Raw genomic sequence first — 18,669 nt, forward strand, 5'->3', positions numbered from 1 at the left:
ATCGCTCGCTGCGCCGGGAGGATGGAAAGATCGGCGCCATGGCACGAGCGTCCTCACTGTCCGGTTTTCCCGAGTGGCTCCCCGACGGCCGCGTGGTCGAGCAGCATGTCCTCGACTCGCTGCGCCGCACCTTCGAGCTGCACGGGTTCGCCGGGATCGAGACGCGGGCGGTGGAGCCGCTCTCCCAGCTGCTGCGGAAGGGGGAGACCTCCAAGGAGGTCTACCTGCTGCGTCGCCTCCAGGAGGACGTCGACGAGGAGACCGACCCCGACAAGCAGCTCGGGCTCCACTTCGACCTCACGGTGCCGTTCGCCCGCTGGGTCCTCGAGCACGCGGGGCAGCTCGCCTTCCCGTTCAAGCGCTACCAGATCCAGAAGGTCTGGCGCGGCGAGCGGCCCCAGGACGGGCGCTTCCGGGAGTTCACCCAGGCGGACATCGACGTCGTCGGTGCCGACACGCTGCCCTTCCACTTCGAGGTCGAGCTGCCGCTCGTCATGGCCGAGGCCCTCGCCGCCCTGCCCATCCCGCCGGTGCGCATCAGCGTCAACAACCGCAAGGTGGCGCAGGGGTTCTACGAGGCGATCGGCCTCGAGGACGTCGAGTCGGCGCTGCGAGTCATCGACAAGCTCGACAAGATCGGCCCCGAGGGGGTCGCCCGGTCGCTGATGGACGAGGCGGGCGCGACCCCCGACCAGGCCGGCCTCGCGCTCGAGCTCGCCTCCATCAGCGGCACGGACGCCTCGGTGGCCGACCAGGTCCTCGCCCTCGGAGCCCGCTCCGAGCTGCTCGAGACCGGCCTGCAGGAGCTCGTCACCCTGGTCGAGGCGGCCCACGAGCGCTCGCCCGGCACCGTCGTCGCCGACCTCAAGATCGCCCGCGGCCTCGACTACTACACCGGCTCCGTCTACGAGACGACGCTCGTGGGGCACGAGAACCTGGGGTCGATCTGCTCCGGCGGCCGGTACGACTCCCTCGCCTCGGACGGGCGGCGCACCTTCCCGGGCGTCGGGCTGTCGATCGGCGTCTCCCGCCTGCTCGCCCGTGTGCTCGGCGACGGGCTCGCCGGCGCCACCCGCGCCGTGCCGACCGCAGTGCTCGTGGCCGTCACCGACGAGGAGCACCGGCGCACGTCCGACCGCGTCGCCCAGGCGCTGCGCGCCCGCGGCATCCCCGCCGACGTCGCGCCGGCGGCGGCGAAGTTCGGCAAGCAGATCCGGTACGCGGACCGGCGCGGGATCCCCTTCGTCTGGTTCCCCGGCGAGGAGGGCGACGAGGTCAAGGACATCCGGTCGGGCGAGCAGGTCCCCGCCGACGCCGGAGCCTGGGAACCCCCGGCGGAGGACCGGTGGCCCCGCGTGGTGACCGGCGAGGGCGCGGGGGCGCGATGACCACGTCCATCCCGGCGGGCACGGGCGACGGCGCCCGTGCGGTCCTGGGAGCGCTGGGCGAGCTGCGCCAGGTGCTCGAGGACGTGACCTTCCCGCTCGACATCGAGGACGCCGCCATGTCGCGCGCGGACCGTCAGGAGGTCCTGGACCAGCTCGCCGACTACGTCATCCCCCGGTACGAGCAGCTGGAGGCGCCCCTGCTCGCCGTCGTCGGCGGCTCGACCGGGGCGGGGAAGTCGACCCTCGTCAACGCGCTGGTGCGCGAGCACGTCACGACGGCCTCGGCCATCCGGCCCACCACCCGTCGGCCGCTCCTGGTCCATCATCCCGACGACGCCGCCTGGTTCGCGGACGACCGCATCTTCCCGGGGCTCGCCCGCGTCACCGTCGCCCCCGGCTCGCCGCCCACCCCCGGCACGGCGGGCGAGGCCGGCGTGCACCGGGAGCTCGAGCTGCGCGCCTCCGGAGCCCTGCCGCGCGGCCTGGCGCTGCTCGACGCGCCAGACATCGACTCCGTCGTCACGGAGAACCGCCAGCTCGCCAACCAGCTGCTGGCCGCGGCCGACCTGTGGGTCTTCGTCACCACGGCCGCCCGCTACGGCGACGCCATCCCGTGGGCGCTGCTGACCGAGGCGGCGGACCGGCGGATCGTCGTCGCCGTCGTCCTCGACCGCGTTCCGCACGGCGTCAGCGCCGAGGTCCGGCACGACCTCGCGTCGCGGCTGGAGGACGAGGGGCTCGGCCGAGCCCCGCTCTTCGTCATCAGCGAGACCACCATGGGGGAGGACGGCCTCCTGCCCGCCGACGACGTCGCCCCGCTCCAGGGCTGGCTGCGCGGCATCGCGGCCGACGCCGGCTCCCGAGCCTCCGTGGCCCGGCAGACACTCGGCGGCGCGGTCGACGCCGCCCTCGCCCGCGCCTCCCTCGTCGCCGAGGGCACCCAGCACCAGACCCAGGCCCTCGTGCGCCTGGCCGCGCACGTGGACGAGGCCTACGCCCAGGCCCACCACCGGATCATGACCGCGACGGCCGACGGCGCGATGCTGCGCGGGGAGGTCCTCTCCCGCTGGCAGGAGTTCGTCGGGACCGGGGACTTCTTCCGGTCCGTCGAGGCGCAGGTGGGGCGCGTCCGGGACCGCATCGGGAACTTCCTCCGGGGGCGGCCGGCCCCCACCGAGCAGGTCGAGGTCGCCATCGAGACGGGGCTGCAGACGCTGCTCGTCGCGGAGGCCGAGCGGGCCGCGGCCGAGGTGGACCACCTGTGGCGGCGGGAGCCCGGCGCCCGTGACGTGCTGGCGGCCGCCACCGCGGCGTTGCCGAGCGAGGAACGTCTCACGGAGGACGCCGCGGCCGAGGTCCGTGGTTGGCAGGACGAGCTGCTGGGCATGGTCCGCCGCGAGGGCGCCGACAAGCGGCTGACCGCGCGGATGCTCTCCTTCGGTGTCAACGGGTTGGGGATCGCACTCATGGTGGTCATGTTCGCCTCGACGGCCGGCCTGACCGGGGCGGAGATCGCCATCGCGGGCGGGACCGCCGTAGTCGCCCAGAAGCTCCTCGAGGCCGTCTTCGGCGACGAGGCGGTGCGGAAGATGACCACCGCGGCCCGCAAGGACCTGCACGCACGGGCGGGGAAGCTGCTCGCTGCGCAGGCCGACAGCTACCGGCACGCGCTGGCGGACCTCGGTGTCGACCCTGCCGCCACCGAACGCATCGCCGGGGCGATCACCGCCGTGCGTGCCGCCCGCCGGGCGGAGGCCGGCCTGTGAGGCTCCTGCACCGCCACCGCGCGGACCCGACCGCCAGCCTGCCCGAGGACCTCGACAAGCTGCGCGAGGCCGTCGACGTCGCCGCCGACCACCTTCCCGCCGTCACCGTCGAACGGGCGAAGGCCCTCGTGCAGCGCGCCGAGCAGCGGCAGAACCTCGCGACCGGCCGGACCGTGGTCGCGCTGCTCGGCGCCACCGGCTCGGGGAAGTCGACCCTCTTCAACGCCCTCGTCGGGCGCGAGGTCGCCCGGGCGGCCGCCCGCCGGCCCACCACCACGCGCCCGCTCGCCGCGGTGTGGGGCGACGACGACGCCGCAGAGCTGCTCGACTGGCTCGACGTGCCCGAGCGCACCGGCGCCACCGGCCCGGAGGAGCTCGACGGGCTCGTGCTGCTGGACCTGCCCGACATCGACTCCACCGCTCGGGAGCACCGCCGGATCGCCACCCGCATGGCCGGAACCGTGGACGTGCTCGTGTGGGTCCTCGACCCCCAGAAGTACGCGGACGTGATCGTCCACCGCGACTACCTCGCCCCCATGGCCGCGCACGCGGACGTGACGCTCGTGGTGCTCAACCAGATCGACACCCTCGCGGCCGGGGAGCGGGAGGGCGTCCTGCGCGACCTCGGCGCGATCCTGGCGCGGGACGGCCTCACCGGGGTGGAGGTGCTGCCGGTCTCCGCGCGCACGGGCGAGGGGGTGGCCGAGCTGCGAGACCGCGTGGCGACGGTCGTCGCGACCACCCGGGCTGCCCGGCTGCGCCTGGCGGCCGACGTACGCACCAGCGCCGCCGAGCTGGCCCGCGCGGCCGAGCTCGACGGGATCGACGGCGAACCCCCGGTGCACGTGGGGGAGCGGCCGGCCGCCCGGCTGAGCGCCGCGGCCGCGCAGGCAGCGGGCGTCGACGCGGTCCGGGAGGCGGTCCGGGGCTCGTACGTGCGCGCCGCGCGCAGGCGCGTGGGCTGGCCGCCGGTGCGCTGGGTCGCGCGGCTGCGGCCGGACCCGCTGCGCCGCCTGCACCTGGACACCGCTCGTGAGGACGGCAGCCTGACCCGCACGTCGCTGCCCGCACCCACCCCGGTGCAGGAGGCGGCCGTCCGCTCGGCCGCGCACGCCCTGGTCGCGTCGTCGACGACGCACCTCCCCGGCTCCTGGCGTGACGACGTGCTGCAGGACGTCGAGGCGCGTATCCCCTCCCTGGTCGACTCCCTCGACCAGCGGATCGCCGGTGCGGAGCTCGAGCAGACCCGGCGTCCCGCGTGGTGGGGCGTGCTGGGCCTCCTGCAGTGGCTCTTCCTGGCGGCGGCGGTCGTGGGGGCGGGGTGGCTGGGCGTCCTGGCCGGGGTCGCCTACCTGCGCCTGCCCGAGCCGGTCACCCCGATGGCGGGGCCGGTGCCCTGGCCGACGGCCCTCCTGGTCGGCGGGGTCGCCGTCGGGCTGGTGCTCGCCGTGGTCGGCGCCGTGCTCGCGCGCCTCGGGGCGCGCCGACGCGCGCGGCGGGTGGACGAGCGCCTGCGCGCCGTGGTCCAGGAGACGGTGCAGGCGCAGGTCGTCACGCCGCTGGAGGAGCAGCTCGCCGAGTTCGCGACCTTCCACCGCACCGTCACCGCACTGGCGCGCTGAGGGCTCCCGTCCCGGCCCACTGGCGCTCGCGCTCCGGCCCGCTGACACTTCGCCCGCCTGCCCACCGCCCGATGACGCTCTGGGCGCCGGCCTCTGCCGGCTCACGCCCCCTTGGCCCGGAGACGGCGACGAGGTTGTCGATCTGGTCGTGGTCCACGACCAGATCGACAACCTCGTGCAGTGCAGCCAGTGGAGGGGGCGTTCTGGCAGAGCAGTCAGGTGGAGCGGACGCTCCGCCCGAGCCGACGGGCTACCGGCGCGTCAGGGCGCGCAGACGTGCCCGCCGCCGGCGACGGCGGTGCGTCAGTACGCCCGACGCGCACCCACCGGGCGGGACGAGCGGAAGGGACGCTCGCCGTGGTCGCCCTGGCCGGCGCCGTGGCGCTTGGCCTTGAACGGCTTGCGGTCGGTGCCACGGCGGTCACCGCGGTCACCACCGGAGCGGGGGCCCTCGTCCGGGCGGATCTTCAGCGGACGGCCCGCCACTCGAGCGGCGCCGATGCGGCGGCTCGTCTCGGGCGTCATCTCACCGGAGATCTCCACGAGGGAGAAGCTGGGGAAGATGTCGATCTTGCCCAGGTCGGAGCCGCGCAGGCCGCCCTCGCCGGTGATCGCACCGACGATGGCGCCGGGCTGCACGCCGTCCTTGTGGCCGACCTCGACGCGGTAGCGGGCGCCGGCCACGCGCGGGCGACGTCCGCCGCGCTCGGCCGCACCGCGCTCGCCCCCGCGGGAGGCGCGCGGTGCGAAGCCCTCGTCGAAGCTGGCGCCGAGGAACGTGCCGTCCTCGTCCACCTGCTCCTCGCGCCGGATCCGGGGGTAGGTCTCGCCGTCGTCCTCGCGGCGGCGCGGCCCCTCGTCCCCGACGGCGAGAGCGACCAGGGTGGCGGCCACCTCGAGCAGGTCGGTCCCGGTCTCCTCGAGATGGGCGGTGATGACGTCGCGGTACATGTGCAGCCGACCGGCCTCGCGTCGTGCGGAGATCTGGGTGAAGAGCTGCTGCGCCTTGTGGGCGGAGACGTCCGCCGGCGTCGGGATGGCGATCTCCTCGAGAGAGGAGCCGGTGGCCTTCTCGATCTGGTGCAGGCGGGAGCGCTCGCGCGGGGTGAGGAACGTCAGTGCGGTGCCGGTCCGTCCCGCACGGCCGGTCCGGCCGATGCGGTGCACGTAGGCGTCGTTCTCGCGGGGCACGTCGAAGTTGACGACGAGGCCGATCCGCTCGACGTCGAGGCCACGGGCGGCGACGTCGGTGGCCACGAGGACGTCGAGGCTGCCGGCGCGCAGGCGCTCGACGAGCTTCTCGCGCTCCTTCTGGGGCACGTCGCCGGACAGGCCCGCGGCGGAGATGCCGCGCGAGGAGAGCTCGAGGGAGACGTCCTCGACCGTGCCCTTGGTGCGCACGAAGACGATGGCTGCCTCGGCGTCGGTCGTCGCCAGGACGCGGGCGAGCGCGCCGGTCTTGTGCTTGAACGGCACGACGGCGTAGGTCTGGCGCACCGTGGCCACGGTCGACGCGGGTCGGGTGACCGCCACGCGCACCGGGTCGGTCAGGTGCGTGGCGGCGACCCGCTTGATGGCGGCCGGCATGGTGGCGGAGAACAGCGCGGTGCGACGGTCGGCAGGCACGTGCGAGGCGATCTCCTCGACGTCCTCGGCGAAGCCCATCCGCAGCATCTCGTCGGCCTCGTCCAGGACGAGGAACTTGACGCCGCCGAGCTTGAGGCTGCCGCGCTCGATGAGGTCCATGACGCGGCCCGGCGTGCCCACGACGACCTGGGCGCCGTCCTTCAGCGCACGCAGCTGGGGCACGTAGCTCGAGCCGCCGTAGACGGGCAGGACGGTGAGGTTCTTGGTGCGGTGCGCGAAGGAGGCGACGGCGTCGGCCACCTGCATGGCGAGCTCGCGGGTCGGGGTGAGCACCAGCGCCTGGACCGACCGGTCCGCGGCGTCGACGGCCTCGAGCAGCGGCAGGCCGAACGCCGCCGTCTTGCCGGTGCCGGTCTGGGCGATGCCGACGACGTCGCGCCCGGAGAGCAGCACCGGGATGGCCTCGGCCTGGATGTCGGTGGGGGTGGTGAAGCCGAGGTCCTCGACGGCGGCGAGGAGGTCCGCGGGGAGCCCGAGGTCGGCAAAGGTGCGGCCGGCAGCCTCCGGCGCGGCGTCGGCGGGGATCTCGAGCGCGACGGCGGCGGCCGGGGTCTCCGGCGTGTCGTCGGTGGCCGGGCGTGCGGGGGCGAGGTCAGTCACAGGGGTGCTCACAGAAAACCTGTCTCACGAGGGCGGAGTGTGGATGGCGACGCCGGGGCGGCGAAGCACCGGCCGCTCGTGAGGCCCGGACGAACGCGAGAACTTCCGCAGCGGGCCTGGGCGGTGAGTGCACTCCAGGAGTCCCCAGCGTATCGGTCCCGCGTCCGGAAGGGCAGGTCGGGGCCCGGTGACCTCACGCACAGCACCCGTCCCGCCCGTCGCGAGGGCCCGCTGCGTCACCGCACGGCGCCCGCCCCCGCCCGGACGACTCAGTCCTGGCTGAGGACGAACGCCGTCAGGTAGGACAGGGAGTTGCCGTTGTCGACCTGCTCCGCGGGGAGCTGCTCGAGCATCGCTGTCGCCCGGTCCGGGTCCGTCAGTGCCTGGGCCATGATCACGTAGTCGACGAGCGGCCGCCCGGCCGGGTCGCCGTCGGGGACCGCGGCGTCGACCATGGCCTGGACCGCCTCCGGCTCCTCGGCGAGGTACGCGGCGTGGGTCGGGCTCATCGGGATGAGCTGGATACCGACGACGGCGGAGGGGGCCGCGTCGAAGAAGGTCGCGAAGTCGCGCTTGCCCTGCCAGTTGATGCCGACGCTGCTGTGCCCGAACTCCTCGGGCAGCTCGGGCGCGACCCAGTACTCCAGGGCCGTGGCCGTCTCGTTCGCGAGCATCCAGCGGGCCTGCTCGCCCATGGCCGTGTCGCCCGACGCGTCCGCCCACAGGGCGAGGCCGGCCCAGGCGTTGACGGCCTCGGAGGGAGACTCCTGGTTGTTGCCGTCCCCGAACGGTGCGGTGCCGGACGCCCAGGAGTGGCCCCACCAGTCGTCGAACGAGCGCCGCTGCGGGAACGCCGCGGTCTGCTCGGGGGCGGCGATGTCGTGGGCGACGGCGTCCGCCACCGCGGCGTACCGCTCGGCGAGCGCCGGGTCGTCGGCGGCGAGCACGCCCAGCGCGTACAGCATGTGGCCGTAGTGGAAGTGGTGGTCGTTGAACTCGTCGGACCCGTACGAGGGCTCCTGGCCCACCAGCCCGCCCAGCTTCTCGTCGTAGGCGAAGCAGCGCTCCTCGCGCGTGGCGCACCCCTCGGGGTCGAACCAGCTGTCGAGCTCGCCGGTCATCCTCTCCTTCAGCGCGGCGGCCTCGTCGGTCAGGCCGAGACCGGTCGCGAGCTGGTAGAGCTGGGCGGCGCGCTGGAGCTGCTTGCCGGCGTAGTAGCTGTCGGCGGCGTCGAACGTCACTGCGACCGCGTCCGCGCGCACCCGCCCGGCCACCCGGGACCGCTCGGCGTCGTCGAGGTTGGCGAGGTCGAGCTCGGGCACGGGCTCCCGGGCGGCCACGGAGAACGTGGCCTCGTTGCCGGAGGCCAGAGCGAGCTCGCCGTAGACGGACGGGACGGTGGCGGCGAGCGGCTCGCCGTCGGTCGTCGTCTCCTGGTGCGGGAGGGAGGCGAGCACGGTGGAGGCGCCGGCGGTGTCGTAGGTGAAGGTCGTGCTGGCCCGTCCGTCCTCGACGGCGTGGGCGACGTCCGTCCCCGTGAGCGGGACGGCGCCCGCGCGCAGGGCTTGGCGGTCGGCGTCGGAGGCGCCGGCGGGCTCGGCGTAGACGACGAGCGAGCCGCCCTCGGCGAGCTCGAGCGTGGTGCCGGAGAAGGAGCCGTCGGTGACGAAGCGGTAGGTGATCCCGCCGACCTCGGCGCTCGCTCCGCCGTCGGCGGCCACGGTGGACGCGGGCAGGTCGACCTTCTGTGCGGCGGCCGCCTCGTACGCGACGTACGGCCAGCCCTCCGCCATCGTGACCCGGCCGGTGGTCCGCCCGTCCCGGCGGTAGGCGAACGTGCCGGAGAGCTCGTCGACCCGCTCGAGCACGTAGTCGTCGGCGCCGAGCGCCAGGTCGACGTGGTCCGGGTGGGCGCCCATGAGGATGCCCTCGGACGCCTGCGGCGCCGGGAGCCCGAGGCTCAGACCGTCGGCCCGCAGGCGCACGCTGAGGGTGCCGGTGAAGACCGGCCGGTCCGCGGGTGCGAAGACTGCCGGCGCGAGCCAGGAGTTGGTCGGCGGCCTGACGCCGTCGGCCACCGCGATCTCGCCGGTGAAGGGACCGGTCGTCGTCGGCAGGCCCGCGGCCGTGGCGTCGACGGCGGACGCGTCGGCGGTCTCCTCGGGCCGGGCGGCGTCGTCGGTGGACCGGGCGCACCCGGTGAGCACGACGGCGGAGGCGAGCAGGGCGGTCACACGGCGGAGGGGCACATGACTCCTGAGTGGTTGTCGGGTGCGGCGGTGGGTGCCGCGGTGGTCGGCGGGCGTCAGATCGACGCTCCGCTGGGCGTGATGAGCTCGGCGAGCTGCCGTGCGGCCCACGAGCCGAGGCCCTCGGCGTCGTCCAGGTGGACCTGCGCGGTGACGGGGGCACCGTTGGTGAACGTGCCTGCCTCGGCCAGCTCGGGGCTGCGGCCCCGGACGACGGCGACCGACTCGCCGTCCTCGGCCTCCTCGAACTGGACCTCGTAGACCTCGGTGGCGACCTCGGTGCTGTCGGGCAGCCTGGCCGTCATCGCCGACCCCGCGGGGAGCCGCGCGTAGTCCGCCGCGCTCATCGGCACCTCGGCCCGGACGCGCGAGGTGCCCTGCACCTCGATGCTCGCGATCTGGGTGTTCGCGGTGACGAAGGAGCCGGCTGCGTGCTCGGCGCTGCCGACCACGCCGTCCGCCGTGGCCGTGAGGACGATGACGTCGTCGCCGTCGACGCGGTAGCCGAGGCCCTCCTCCGGGAAGCCCGTCTCGAGTGACTGCGAGAGGCTCGGGCTCTGCACGCGGGCGACCTCCTGGCCGGCCGTGACCCGGTCACCTGCGTGGACGCCGAGGGACTGGATGTGGCCGGCGAACGGCGTGCCGACCGTGGACAGGTCGGTCTCGACGGTCGCCTCGACGGCGTCCAGGGTGTGCGCGCGGCCGTAGGTGTACACCAGGCCTACCGCCCCGATGCCGAGGATGAGAAGGGTGCCCAGCAGCAGGGAGGCGAAACGGCGAAGACTCACAGGAGCTCCTGTCGGGTGGCGGGGGAAGGGGTGGCGGCGTGGGTCGGCGGCACGGGGCGCTCGGTGCGGCGCAGGGCGAGGGCCTCACGCACGGCGATGCCGAGGAAGGCGGCGAGCGCGAGGGCGTTGACCGTGTTCCACACGAGCGCGAGCGTGATCGTCGAGCTCCACTCCGCCTTCCAGAGGCCGACGACGGACGTGACGACGAGCGCGAGGAACATCAGCATCTGGGGGACGATGTAGTTGAACGGGGACGCCGCCCGGCCCGCCCGGCCGGTGACGTGCCAGGCGCGGTCCCGGCCGAGCAGGGCCCCGGCCATCGCGCGGATGTACATCGGGAACGACACCGTGGACAGGAGCAGCGTCTCCCACCGGAACGAGCCGATCGTGTACGTCGCCACCACGATCTGCATGACGTAGAACCCCGAGTAGTACAGCGCCCACTCCCACAGCGGCAGGTCCGTGGCGATCGGGGTCAGGTCGAGGAAGATCTGCAGTGGCGGGAGCAGGAGCAGCGCGAACGTGACCAGCCCGCCGAGGTAGAAGGTGGCGGTGCCGAAGTACTGCAGGCGCTGGTCCACGGACAGGCGTCGGTTCCGCAGCGGGTTTGCTCGGAAGAGGATCTCGAAGGCGCCGGTGGCCCAGCGGGTCTGCTGCTTGGTGTAGGCCTCGATGGTCTCCGGGGTGTCGCCGACGGCGAGGACGTCGGGAATGTAGACCGAGCGCCAGCCGAGCTCGTGGAGCTTCATCGACGTCCACACGTCCTCGGACTTCGACCTCGTGTACATGCCGCCGATCTCGGCGATCGCCGCCCGCGCGAAGACGACGTTCGTGCCGACGCAGAACGCGGAGTTGAACCGGTTCTTGCCGGGCTGGATCAGTGAGTAGAACACCGTCTGCAGGTACCCGGCGCCGCGGGTGATGAAGTTGTGGATGTTGCCGTAGACCTGCGGGGTCTGGACGAAGGCGACCTTCTCCTGGGCGAAGAACGGGATCGTCTCGACGAGCAGGTCGGGGGAGGGGACGAAGTCGGCGTCGAGGATGACGAAGTAGTCCCCGGAGGTCCGGCCGAGCGCGTGGTTGATGTTGCCGGCCTTGGCTCCCTTGTTGTCCGGCCGCGTGAGGTAGCTGACCCCGAGCTCGGCGGCGAGCGCCTCGACCTCGGGGGAGCGGCCGTCGTCGAGGATCCACGTCTCGTGCCGGCCCCGCATGGCTCGCGCCGCGGCGGCCGTGGCGCGGATGGTCTCGACGGGCTCGCCGTAGGTGGTGATGAAGACGTCGACGGTGACCGGGACACCGTCGAGCTGCATCTGGTCCGTGGCGAGCGGGGCGTTGAGGTCCCAGTCGACCGGCACGAACAGGTTCCGGCTGGCCTCGTTGAAGGTGAAGTCACGCGGGTTGTGCGTGGAGGACAGCTGGGTCCACAGCGAGATGAGGACCTGGCCCATCATGATCGACTCGCACACGATGACGATCAGCCAGGGCAGGAGGTCGCCGGAGTTCTCGGGGCGCATGAGGAACGAGGCGTAGAGGAGCACCCCGATCGTGGCGAGCAGCACGAGCATCGTCAGCGACGGCGACTCGAGGTTCCGCTGCCCCTGGCCGACGCCGCGCAGGCGCTCCTCCCAGTCGCGGCGGACCGGCGACCCCACCTCGAGGGTGGCGAGCTGCTCGGCGCGGTGCCGCTCGCGCAGCACGCGACGGGGGAGAGGGGCGGCCGTCTCGTCGACGCGCGCGGGCGCGGCGGCGGCCGGCTCGACGGGCCGCCAGGCGGGGCTGCGGCGGAGGTCGGCGAGGTGCGGGCTGTTCGCTGGCATACGTTCCTTAACTGGCTCACCCGCGGCCGTCCGCGGGGCGTCAGCGTTCGACCGTAGGTAACGGAACGGTCACGTCCAACCTGGGACGGTGAGGCGCCCGCTACACCTCCTACCGTCCGAAAACGGCGGTCTGCCGGCCCTTCCGGACCGGTTGCCGCCATGCCTGCAGGCCAGCCGGTATATCGGCCGGAGACGCCCGGTTTGGCGACGGGGGAGCACCGTCCTCGTCCCGGTGACGAGGCTCACCGGTGGTGGGCGCTCACTCCAGCTCGGGCGGCGTCGCCCGGGCGCCGGCCCACAGGGCGAGCAGCCCGAGGCCGCCGGCCAGCACGAGCCCGGCCAGGTAGGCCTCCCGGCCGCCGGTCCCCACCAGGGCCGTGAAGACGGCACCGGCCAGGGCGAGCCCGAGGGCGGCGCCGAGGCCGTCGGAGATCTGGAGCGCGGAGCTCACCGTGCCGTGCTCGGCCCGGGGCGTGGCCTGCAGCACGAGGACGGACAGTGCGGGGAAGATCAGCCCCATGCCGGCGCCCGCCACGGTCCAGCCGGCCACCACCCACCAGGGGGCCGCGCCGGGCAGCGCAGCCGCTGCCGAGACGAACGTGCCCACGGCCAGCAGCAGCGGTCCCAGCCAGAGCAGCAGGGCGCGCCGGAGTGGCGTGCGGACCCTGCCCTGCACGGCCGAGCCCGCGGCCCAGGTGATCGAGCTGACGGTCAGCACGAGACCGGCGTCCCGCGCGGACCAGTCGTGGGCGCGGACGAGCAGGAGGGGCAGGAACGTCTCGGCGGTGATGAAGGCGGCGTTGAGGAGCCCGCGGCACGCCACCGCCGAGGGCACCCCGGCACGCAGCCGCAGCGTCCCGGCGGGGAGCAGCTGCCGCACGGTCACCGCCAGGCCCGCCACCCCGGCGACCGCCAGCACCACCCCCGTCGTCCCGCCGTCGGACCCCGCCACCTGCAGGGCGGCGGCTGCGAGTCCGGCACCGGTGGCGGCCAGGAGGAGGGTGCGGGTCCGCCGTCGTCCGTCGGCGTCCGCCGGGCCACGGGGGACGGACCGCACGTGATGCAGCAGCGGCAGCAGGACCGTGGAGGCCGCCAGGGTGAGCACGGGGACCGCGAGGAAGACCCAGCGCCAGCTCGCGGCCTCCGCCACCGTCCCGGCGATCGCCGGACCCACGAGGCCGGGCACCACCCACGCGGCGGCGAAGGCGGCGAAGAACCGGGGCTGGCGCGCGGCCGGCACCATCGAGCCCACCAGCACGTACAGCGGGACCATCAGCAGCCCGGCGCCGAAGCCCTGGACGGCGCGCCCGACCGCGAGGACCGCCATGGTCGGTGCCAGGCCGGCCACCAGGAGCCCGGCGCAGAAGAGGAGGATGCCCAGCAGGAGGGAGCCGCGCGGCCCACGGGCGTCGGACCACGCGCCGCTCACGGCGGTGGCCACCAGCTGGGCCGCGAGCGGTGCACCCGCGGCCACCGTGTAGAGGTGGAGGCCACCCAGCTCCTCCACCACCACCGGCATGACGGTGGCCACGGCGAGCGCCTCGAACGCGGCGAGGGTGATGAGCGCGACCGACGCGATCAGCAGCAGGCGGACCAGCTGCGCGGACTGCCCGTCCTCGGCGCGGGCGCTGCCGGCGTCCTGGGCAGCGCCGGCGGACGACGCCGCCGCACCGGGGCTGTCCTGGGCGCTCACGCGCTGAATCATCGCCGACCGCCCGCGCTCCGTGCGAACCGGGCCGGCGCACGCGGGCGGCCGGCGACCGGCGCCCGCGCGCGAACCAGACCGTCGTCCGCGCGCGACCCGTGACCGACGCCCGCGCGCCAGAAGGCCCGTGGGGGCGGCGCCGGTCGGTACGGGAACTAGGATCGACTCCGCGCCCGCCCGTCTCGCGGTGCGCGACGTCGATCGGAAGGACCCTCGTGCTCCGCACACACACCGCCGGCTCCCTGCGCGCCGGTGACATCGGACAGACCGTCACCCTCACCGGCTGGGTGGACCGCCGCCGTGACCACGGCGGCGTCGCCTTCATCGACCTGCGTGACGCCTCCGGCATCGCCCAGGTCGTCATCCGCGACGAGGAGGTCGCGCACGAGCTGCGCGCCGAGTTCGTCCTCCAGGTCACCGGCGAGGTCGCCAAGCGGCCCGAGGGCAACGCGAACCCCAACCTCCCGACCGGCGAGATCGAGGTCATCGCGAGCGACGTCGTCGTCCTCAACGCGGCGGCCCCGCTGCCGTTCCAGGTGTCCGAGCACGCCGAGGACTCCGGCCAGGTGGGCGAGGAGGCGCGGCTGAAGCACCGCTACCTCGACCTGCGCCGCAAGGCCCCGTCGCACGCGCTGCGCCTGCGCGCGAAGGTCAACCAGGCCGCCCGCCGGGTGCTCGACAACCAGGACTTCGTCGAGATCGAGACGCCCACCCTCACACGCTCCACCCCCGAGGGCGCGCGCGACTTCCTCGTGCCCGCGCGCCTGTCGCCGGGGAACTGGTACGCGCTGCCGCAGTCGCCCCAGCTGTTCAAGCAGCTGCTCATGGTCGCCGGGATGGAGCGGTACTACCAGATCGCCCGCTGCTACCGCGACGAGGACTTCCGCGCCGACCGCCAGCCGGAGTTCACCCAGCTCGACGTCGAGATGAGCTTCGTGGACCAGGACGACGTCATCGCCGTCGCCGAGGAGGTGCTCGCCGAGCTCTGGAAGCTGATCGACCACGAGATCCCGCGCCCCATCGCCCGCATGACGTACCGCGAGGCCATGGAGAAGTACGGCACGGACAAGCCGGACCTGCGCTTCGGACTCGAGCTGACGGACCTCACCGAGTTCTTCAAGGACACCCCCTTCCGGGTGTTCCAGAACCCGTACGTCGGTGCCGTCGTCATGCCGGGCGGCGCCGCCCAGCCGCGGCGCACCTTCGACGCGTGGCAGGAGTGGGCCAAGCAGCGCGGCGCCAAGGGCCTCGCGTACGTCACGATCGCCGACGACGGCACCCTCGGCGGCCCCGTCGCCAAGAACATCTCGGACGCCGAGCGCGAGGGCCTGGCAGCCGCCGTCGGCGCGAAGCCGGGCGACTGCGTGTTCTTCGCCGCCGGCCGCGCCTCGGACGCGCGCGCCCTGCTCGGCGCCGCCCGCCTCGAGATCGGCCGCCGGGTCGGGCTGATCGACGAGGACGCGTGGTCGTTCGTCTGGGTCGTCGACGCCCCGCTGTTCAAGCCCACGGGCGAGGACGACGACGTGGCCGTCGGCCACAGCGCGTGGACGGCCGTCCACCACGCCTTCACCTCCCCGACGCCGGAGTGGATCGACCGCTTCGAGGAGTCGCCGGGCGAGGCCCTCGCCTACGCGTACGACATCGTCTGCAACGGCAACGAGATCGGCGGCGGCTCCATCCGTATCCACCGCCGGGACGTGCAGGAGCGCGTGTTCGCCGTCATGGGGATCGGCGAGGCGGAGGCGCAGGAGAAGTTCGGCTTCCTCCTCGACGCGTTCAAGTTCGGCGCCCCGCCCCACGGCGGCATCGCGTTCGGCTGGGACCGCATCGTCGCGCTGCTGACGAAGGCGGAGTCCATCCGCGACGTCATCGCCTTCCCCAAGTCCGGCGGCGGCTACGACCCGCTGACCCAGGCGCCGGCGCCGATCACCGCGCAGCAGCGCAAGGAGGCGGGGGTGGACGCGCGTCCGAAGCAGGAGGAGAACCAGGACGCCGCGGCGAAGCAGGCCGCACCCGCACGGTGACGGGCGAGCCGACCGCGCTGCGGCCCGTCACGGCGGCCGACGTCGGGCGGCCTGCCACCACGGCCGACGCCGGGCGGTCCGCCTGTCGCTCCAGGTCCGCACCCGCGGCGCCCGGGGACGTCATCGACGGCTGGCCGTTCCTGCGCGTGCGCCGGCACCACTGGGTGCCGCAGGAGGTCTGGCAGGGCGACGGCGCTGCCGCCGTCCTGCTGCCCCGGCAGGACGGGTGCATGCTCGTCGGCGTGGGGGACCCCGCCCGGCTCGCCGAGCTCCTCGCCGGTGGTCCCCTCCGGCCGGGGCCGCTCGGCAGGCCGGCGCTGCCGGCTGGTGCCGGCCACGTCATGCTGACGCGCGGCACCTGGCAGCACCTGCCGGCCGACAGGCAGGTGCTGCTCGAGCCGACGCGGCCCTGGGACTGGCTCGCCACGGCGGCCGCCCCGCAGCCGGTGCCTGGCGAGGACCGCGTGGTCGAGCTGACCGGAGAGGAGCGCCTCGAACGGGTCTACCGCTGCCTCGACGCGGGGTACCCGGAGCGGGGGCGGCGGGCCCACGACGTTGACCTGACGTGGTTCGGCCACGTCGACGACGACGGCGACCTCGCCGGTGTGCTCGGAGCCGACGTGCCGCCGGCTCCGGCCCGGGCGCGCGGTGCCGGCGTCCACCTCGAGGCGGTGACCGTCCTGCCCGGACGGCGCCGGCGCGGGGTCGCCGCCGCGATGACCTCCGCCGCGACCCGGTGGGGGCTCGGCCTCGGACCGGTCGTCCACCTCGGCATCTGGTCCGACAACGACGACGCCCGGCGCCTGTACACCCGGCTGGGGTTCGCCACCCAGCACCGGGTCGAGAACCTCCGGCCGGTGCCGTGAGCCGCGGCCTCTCCGTCAGCCGCCGTGCCGCCTCGAACCAGCGTCCCGCCGTCACCCGGCGCCGCGCGCTGGTCACCGGTGCGGCCGGCCTGGCCGCGGCCGCGCTCCTCGCGGCGTGCTCGGCCTCCGTCACGCCCGCGGGCGAGGGTGCGGGAACGAGCCCGCCGCCCGGGCCGACGGCCACCGTCCCCCAGGAGCCGGCGAACGCCTGGGGCCCGGGCGCCGCCGACGTCGCCGAGGCCACCGCCGACGCGGCGGAGCTGAGCGACGCCGAGCTCGCCGGCCAGCTGATCGTCGGGCGGCTGCACGGCACCGACCCCGCCACCGCCGAGGACCTCGTCACCGAGCTGCACCTCGCCGGTGTCATGGTCACCGGGGACTCGGTCGCCTCGCTCGAGCAGGTCCGCGCGCTCAGCGAGGGGGTGCACGACGCCGTCGCCGCCGACGGACGCGACTGGCCCGGCGTCGTCAGCACCGACAACGAGGGCGGCACCGTGCAGCGCATGTCCGGGCGGGTCGGTCCCTGGACGACGTTCCCGTCCTTCGCCACCGCCGGCCGGGCCGCGGCCGCGGGGGAGACGCGGCTCGTGCGGGAAGCCCACGAGGCGATGGCCCGGGAGCTGCGGGCCTCCGGCGTGACCGTCAACTGGGCCCCGGTCGCCGACGTGACCGTGCCCGACCAGGACGTCACGATCGGCTCCCGCGCCGCGGGCGAGGACCCGGGGACGGTGGGGGCCGCCATCGTCCCGGCGGTGCAGGGGCTGCTGGGCGGCGGGGTGCTGGCGTCGGTCAAGCACTTCCCCGGCCACGGGTCGCTGACCACCGACTCCCACCTGGCGCTGCCCGTCCACGACGGCACCGCCGACGAGATCGCCCGCAGGGAGCTGCCGCCGTTCGCGGAGGCCGTCGAGGCCGGTGTGCCGATGGTCATGGTGGCCCACGTCGACGTCCGCGCCTGGGACCCCGGCGTCCCCGCGTCGCTCTCGCGGGAGGCGTACCGGATCCTGCGCGAGGACCTCGACTTCGCCGGCGTGACCGTCACGGACAGCCTCGGCATGGGCGCGCTGGCCGCCGTCGGTGACGCGGGCGACGTCGCCGTGGCCGCCCTCGGCGCGGGCGCCGACCTGCTGCTCAACCCGGCGGACAACGCCGTCGCGCACGCCGGGGTCGTGGAGGCGCTCCAGGACGGCACGCTGGACCGGGAGCGGCTCGAGCAGTCCGCGGGACGGGTCATCGCGATGATGAGGTACCAGGCACGGCTCGCCGAGGAGGCGGGGCCGCCCGGGGAGGTCGGCGACGGCGCCCGGGCCGCGCAGGCGCTGCAGCACGCGGGAGGCTGACCCGCCGTCGGGACGCGACCGGCTGAGCCGCCGCCGCGACGACCGCGGTGGCCGGCCGCGGCACTTCCCGCTTCAATGTCGGCATGGCGCGCTACCTCGAGATCCACCCGCAGGACCCACAGCCGCGGCTCGTCGCGCAGGCGGTCGAGGTGGTGCGCCGAGGCGGCCTGATCGCCTACCCGACGGACTCCGGTTACGCCGTCGGCTGCGCGCTGGGCAACAAGGACGGCCTGGACCGGATCAAGCTGCTGCGCCGGCTGGACGACAAGCACCACTTCACGCTCGTGTGCCGGGACTTCGCGCAGCTCGGCCAGTTCGTCATCGTCGACAACGCGGTCTTCCGGCTCGTGAAGTCCGTGACCCCGGGGCCCTACACCTTCATCCTGCGCGGCACCCAGGAGGTGCCCCGCCGGCTGCTCCACCCGAAGAAGCACACGGTCGGGGTGCGGATCCCGGACCACCGCGCCACCCAGGCCCTGCTCGCGGAGCTCGGCGAACCGCTGCTGTCCAGCACGCTGATCATGCCGGGCCAGGACGCCCCCATGACTGAGGGGTGGATGGTCAAGGACGAGCTGGAGGGACTGCTCGACGTGATCGTCGACTCCGACGTCGACTCGGCCGAGCCGACGACGGTCGTCGACCTGACGTCCGGGGCGCCTGAGGTGCTGCGCGCCGGCGCCGGCGACCCCTCCCGCTTCGAGTAGCCACGAACTCGCCGCCCCCGCCCCCGCCCCCTCTTCTCCGCGAGACGTCATCTTCTCCCTGAGAAGTCACTTTCTCCGCGACGTACCGGTGGGGCGGGTTCAGGTGGTCAGTGACGACTCGGCGATTTCGTGACGACTCAGGGAGCTCGTGAC

The 18,669-nt window shown here is 74.4% G+C and carries 12 protein-coding genes; 7 read left to right on the forward strand and 5 right to left on the reverse strand.

Annotated features, from left to right (window positions below; genetic code table 11):
* Positions 1-38: 38 nt before the first annotated feature.
* The 3 genes from hisS to ATJ97_RS02065 are packed head-to-tail and all read left to right on the forward strand — an operon-like array spanning position 39 to position 4,776.
* The gene (hisS, locus tag ATJ97_RS02055) at positions 39-1,388 is read left to right on the forward strand and encodes a histidine--tRNA ligase (RefSeq protein ID WP_098482321.1); all 1,350 of its coding nucleotides are present in this window, start codon (positions 39-41) and stop codon (positions 1,386-1,388) included.
* Positions 1,385-3,154, forward strand: coding sequence for a dynamin family protein (locus tag ATJ97_RS02060; protein WP_098482322.1), 1,770 nt, complete (start codon positions 1,385-1,387; stop codon positions 3,152-3,154). Before hisS ends, ATJ97_RS02060 begins: the two co-directional genes overlap by 4 nt.
* Positions 3,151-4,776 (forward strand): GTPase, encoded by a 1,626-nt coding sequence (locus ATJ97_RS02065; protein WP_098482323.1) that lies wholly within the window; start codon positions 3,151-3,153, stop codon positions 4,774-4,776. Before ATJ97_RS02060 ends, ATJ97_RS02065 begins: the two co-directional genes overlap by 4 nt.
* A 303-nt stretch (positions 4,777-5,079) precedes the next feature.
* On the opposite strand, the gene ATJ97_RS02070 is transcribed toward ATJ97_RS02065, so the two are convergent.
* The 5 genes from ATJ97_RS02070 to ATJ97_RS02090 all read right to left on the reverse strand — a co-directional run bounded on the left by ATJ97_RS02070 (position 5,080) and on the right by ATJ97_RS02090 (position 13,570).
* Positions 5,080-7,023, reverse strand: a complete 1,944-nt coding sequence (locus ATJ97_RS02070) for a DEAD/DEAH box helicase (RefSeq protein WP_211287295.1) — start codon at positions 7,021-7,023, stop codon at positions 5,080-5,082.
* Positions 7,024-7,292: 269 nt separating this feature from the next.
* On the reverse strand, positions 7,293-9,272 hold the full coding sequence (locus ATJ97_RS02075) for a glycosyl hydrolase (RefSeq protein WP_143426846.1): 1,980 nt from the start codon (positions 9,270-9,272) through the stop codon (positions 7,293-7,295).
* A 56-nt stretch (positions 9,273-9,328) separates the two neighbouring features.
* Entirely contained in the window at positions 9,329-10,060 is a 732-nt protein-coding gene (locus ATJ97_RS02080) for an efflux RND transporter periplasmic adaptor subunit (protein WP_098482326.1), read from the reverse strand.
* Entirely contained in the window at positions 10,057-11,877 is a 1,821-nt protein-coding gene (locus ATJ97_RS02085; protein WP_245862005.1) for a glycosyltransferase family 2 protein, read from the reverse strand. The genes ATJ97_RS02080 and ATJ97_RS02085 overlap by 4 nt, the downstream gene beginning before the upstream one ends.
* 259 nt (positions 11,878-12,136) lie before the next feature.
* A complete protein-coding gene (locus tag ATJ97_RS02090) occupies positions 12,137-13,570 on the reverse strand; it encodes an MFS transporter (RefSeq protein ID WP_170037048.1) in 1,434 nt (477 codons plus the stop codon).
* 227 nt (positions 13,571-13,797) lie between these two features.
* On the opposite strand from ATJ97_RS02090, the gene aspS reads away from it, so the two are divergent.
* From aspS to ATJ97_RS02110, 4 genes are all read left to right on the forward strand, one after another.
* Positions 13,798-15,606 carry an aspartate--tRNA ligase gene (gene aspS / locus ATJ97_RS02095; protein WP_098482328.1) on the forward strand — a complete coding sequence of 603 codons (1,809 nt, stop codon included), beginning with the start codon at positions 13,798-13,800 and terminating at the stop codon, positions 15,604-15,606.
* On the forward strand, positions 15,603-16,472 hold the full coding sequence (locus tag ATJ97_RS02100) for a GNAT family N-acetyltransferase (protein ID WP_098482329.1): 870 nt from the start codon (positions 15,603-15,605) through the stop codon (positions 16,470-16,472). The genes aspS and ATJ97_RS02100 overlap by 4 nt, the downstream gene beginning before the upstream one ends.
* Complete coding sequence (locus ATJ97_RS02105; RefSeq protein ID WP_170037049.1) at positions 16,469-17,812, forward strand: glycoside hydrolase family 3 N-terminal domain-containing protein; 1,344 nt, start codon at positions 16,469-16,471, stop codon at positions 17,810-17,812. The genes ATJ97_RS02100 and ATJ97_RS02105 overlap by 4 nt, the downstream gene beginning before the upstream one ends.
* Before the next feature lie 83 nt (positions 17,813-17,895).
* Entirely contained in the window at positions 17,896-18,516 is a 621-nt protein-coding gene (locus ATJ97_RS02110; RefSeq protein ID WP_098482331.1) for an L-threonylcarbamoyladenylate synthase, read from the forward strand.
* The last annotated feature ends 153 nt before the right edge of the window (positions 18,517-18,669 follow it).

The organism is Georgenia soli, from assembly GCF_002563695.1.
GTDB classification, from domain to species: domain Bacteria; phylum Actinomycetota; class Actinomycetes; order Actinomycetales; family Actinomycetaceae; genus Georgenia; species Georgenia soli.

What these genes read in the sequence shown, in the direction of transcription:
- ATJ97_RS02060 (WP_098482322.1), top strand. Translation starts at nt 1,385, where the DNA reads ATGACCACGTCCATCCCGGCGGGCACGGGCGACGGCGCCCGTGCGGTC.
- ATJ97_RS02085 (WP_245862005.1), bottom strand. Translation starts at nt 11,877, where the DNA reads ATGCCAGCGAACAGCCCGCACCTCGCCGACCTCCGCCGCAGCCCCGCC.
- ATJ97_RS02110 (WP_098482331.1), top strand. Translation starts at nt 17,896, where the DNA reads ATGGCGCGCTACCTCGAGATCCACCCGCAGGACCCACAGCCGCGGCTC.
- hisS (WP_098482321.1), top strand. Translation starts at nt 39, where the DNA reads ATGGCACGAGCGTCCTCACTGTCCGGTTTTCCCGAGTGGCTCCCCGAC.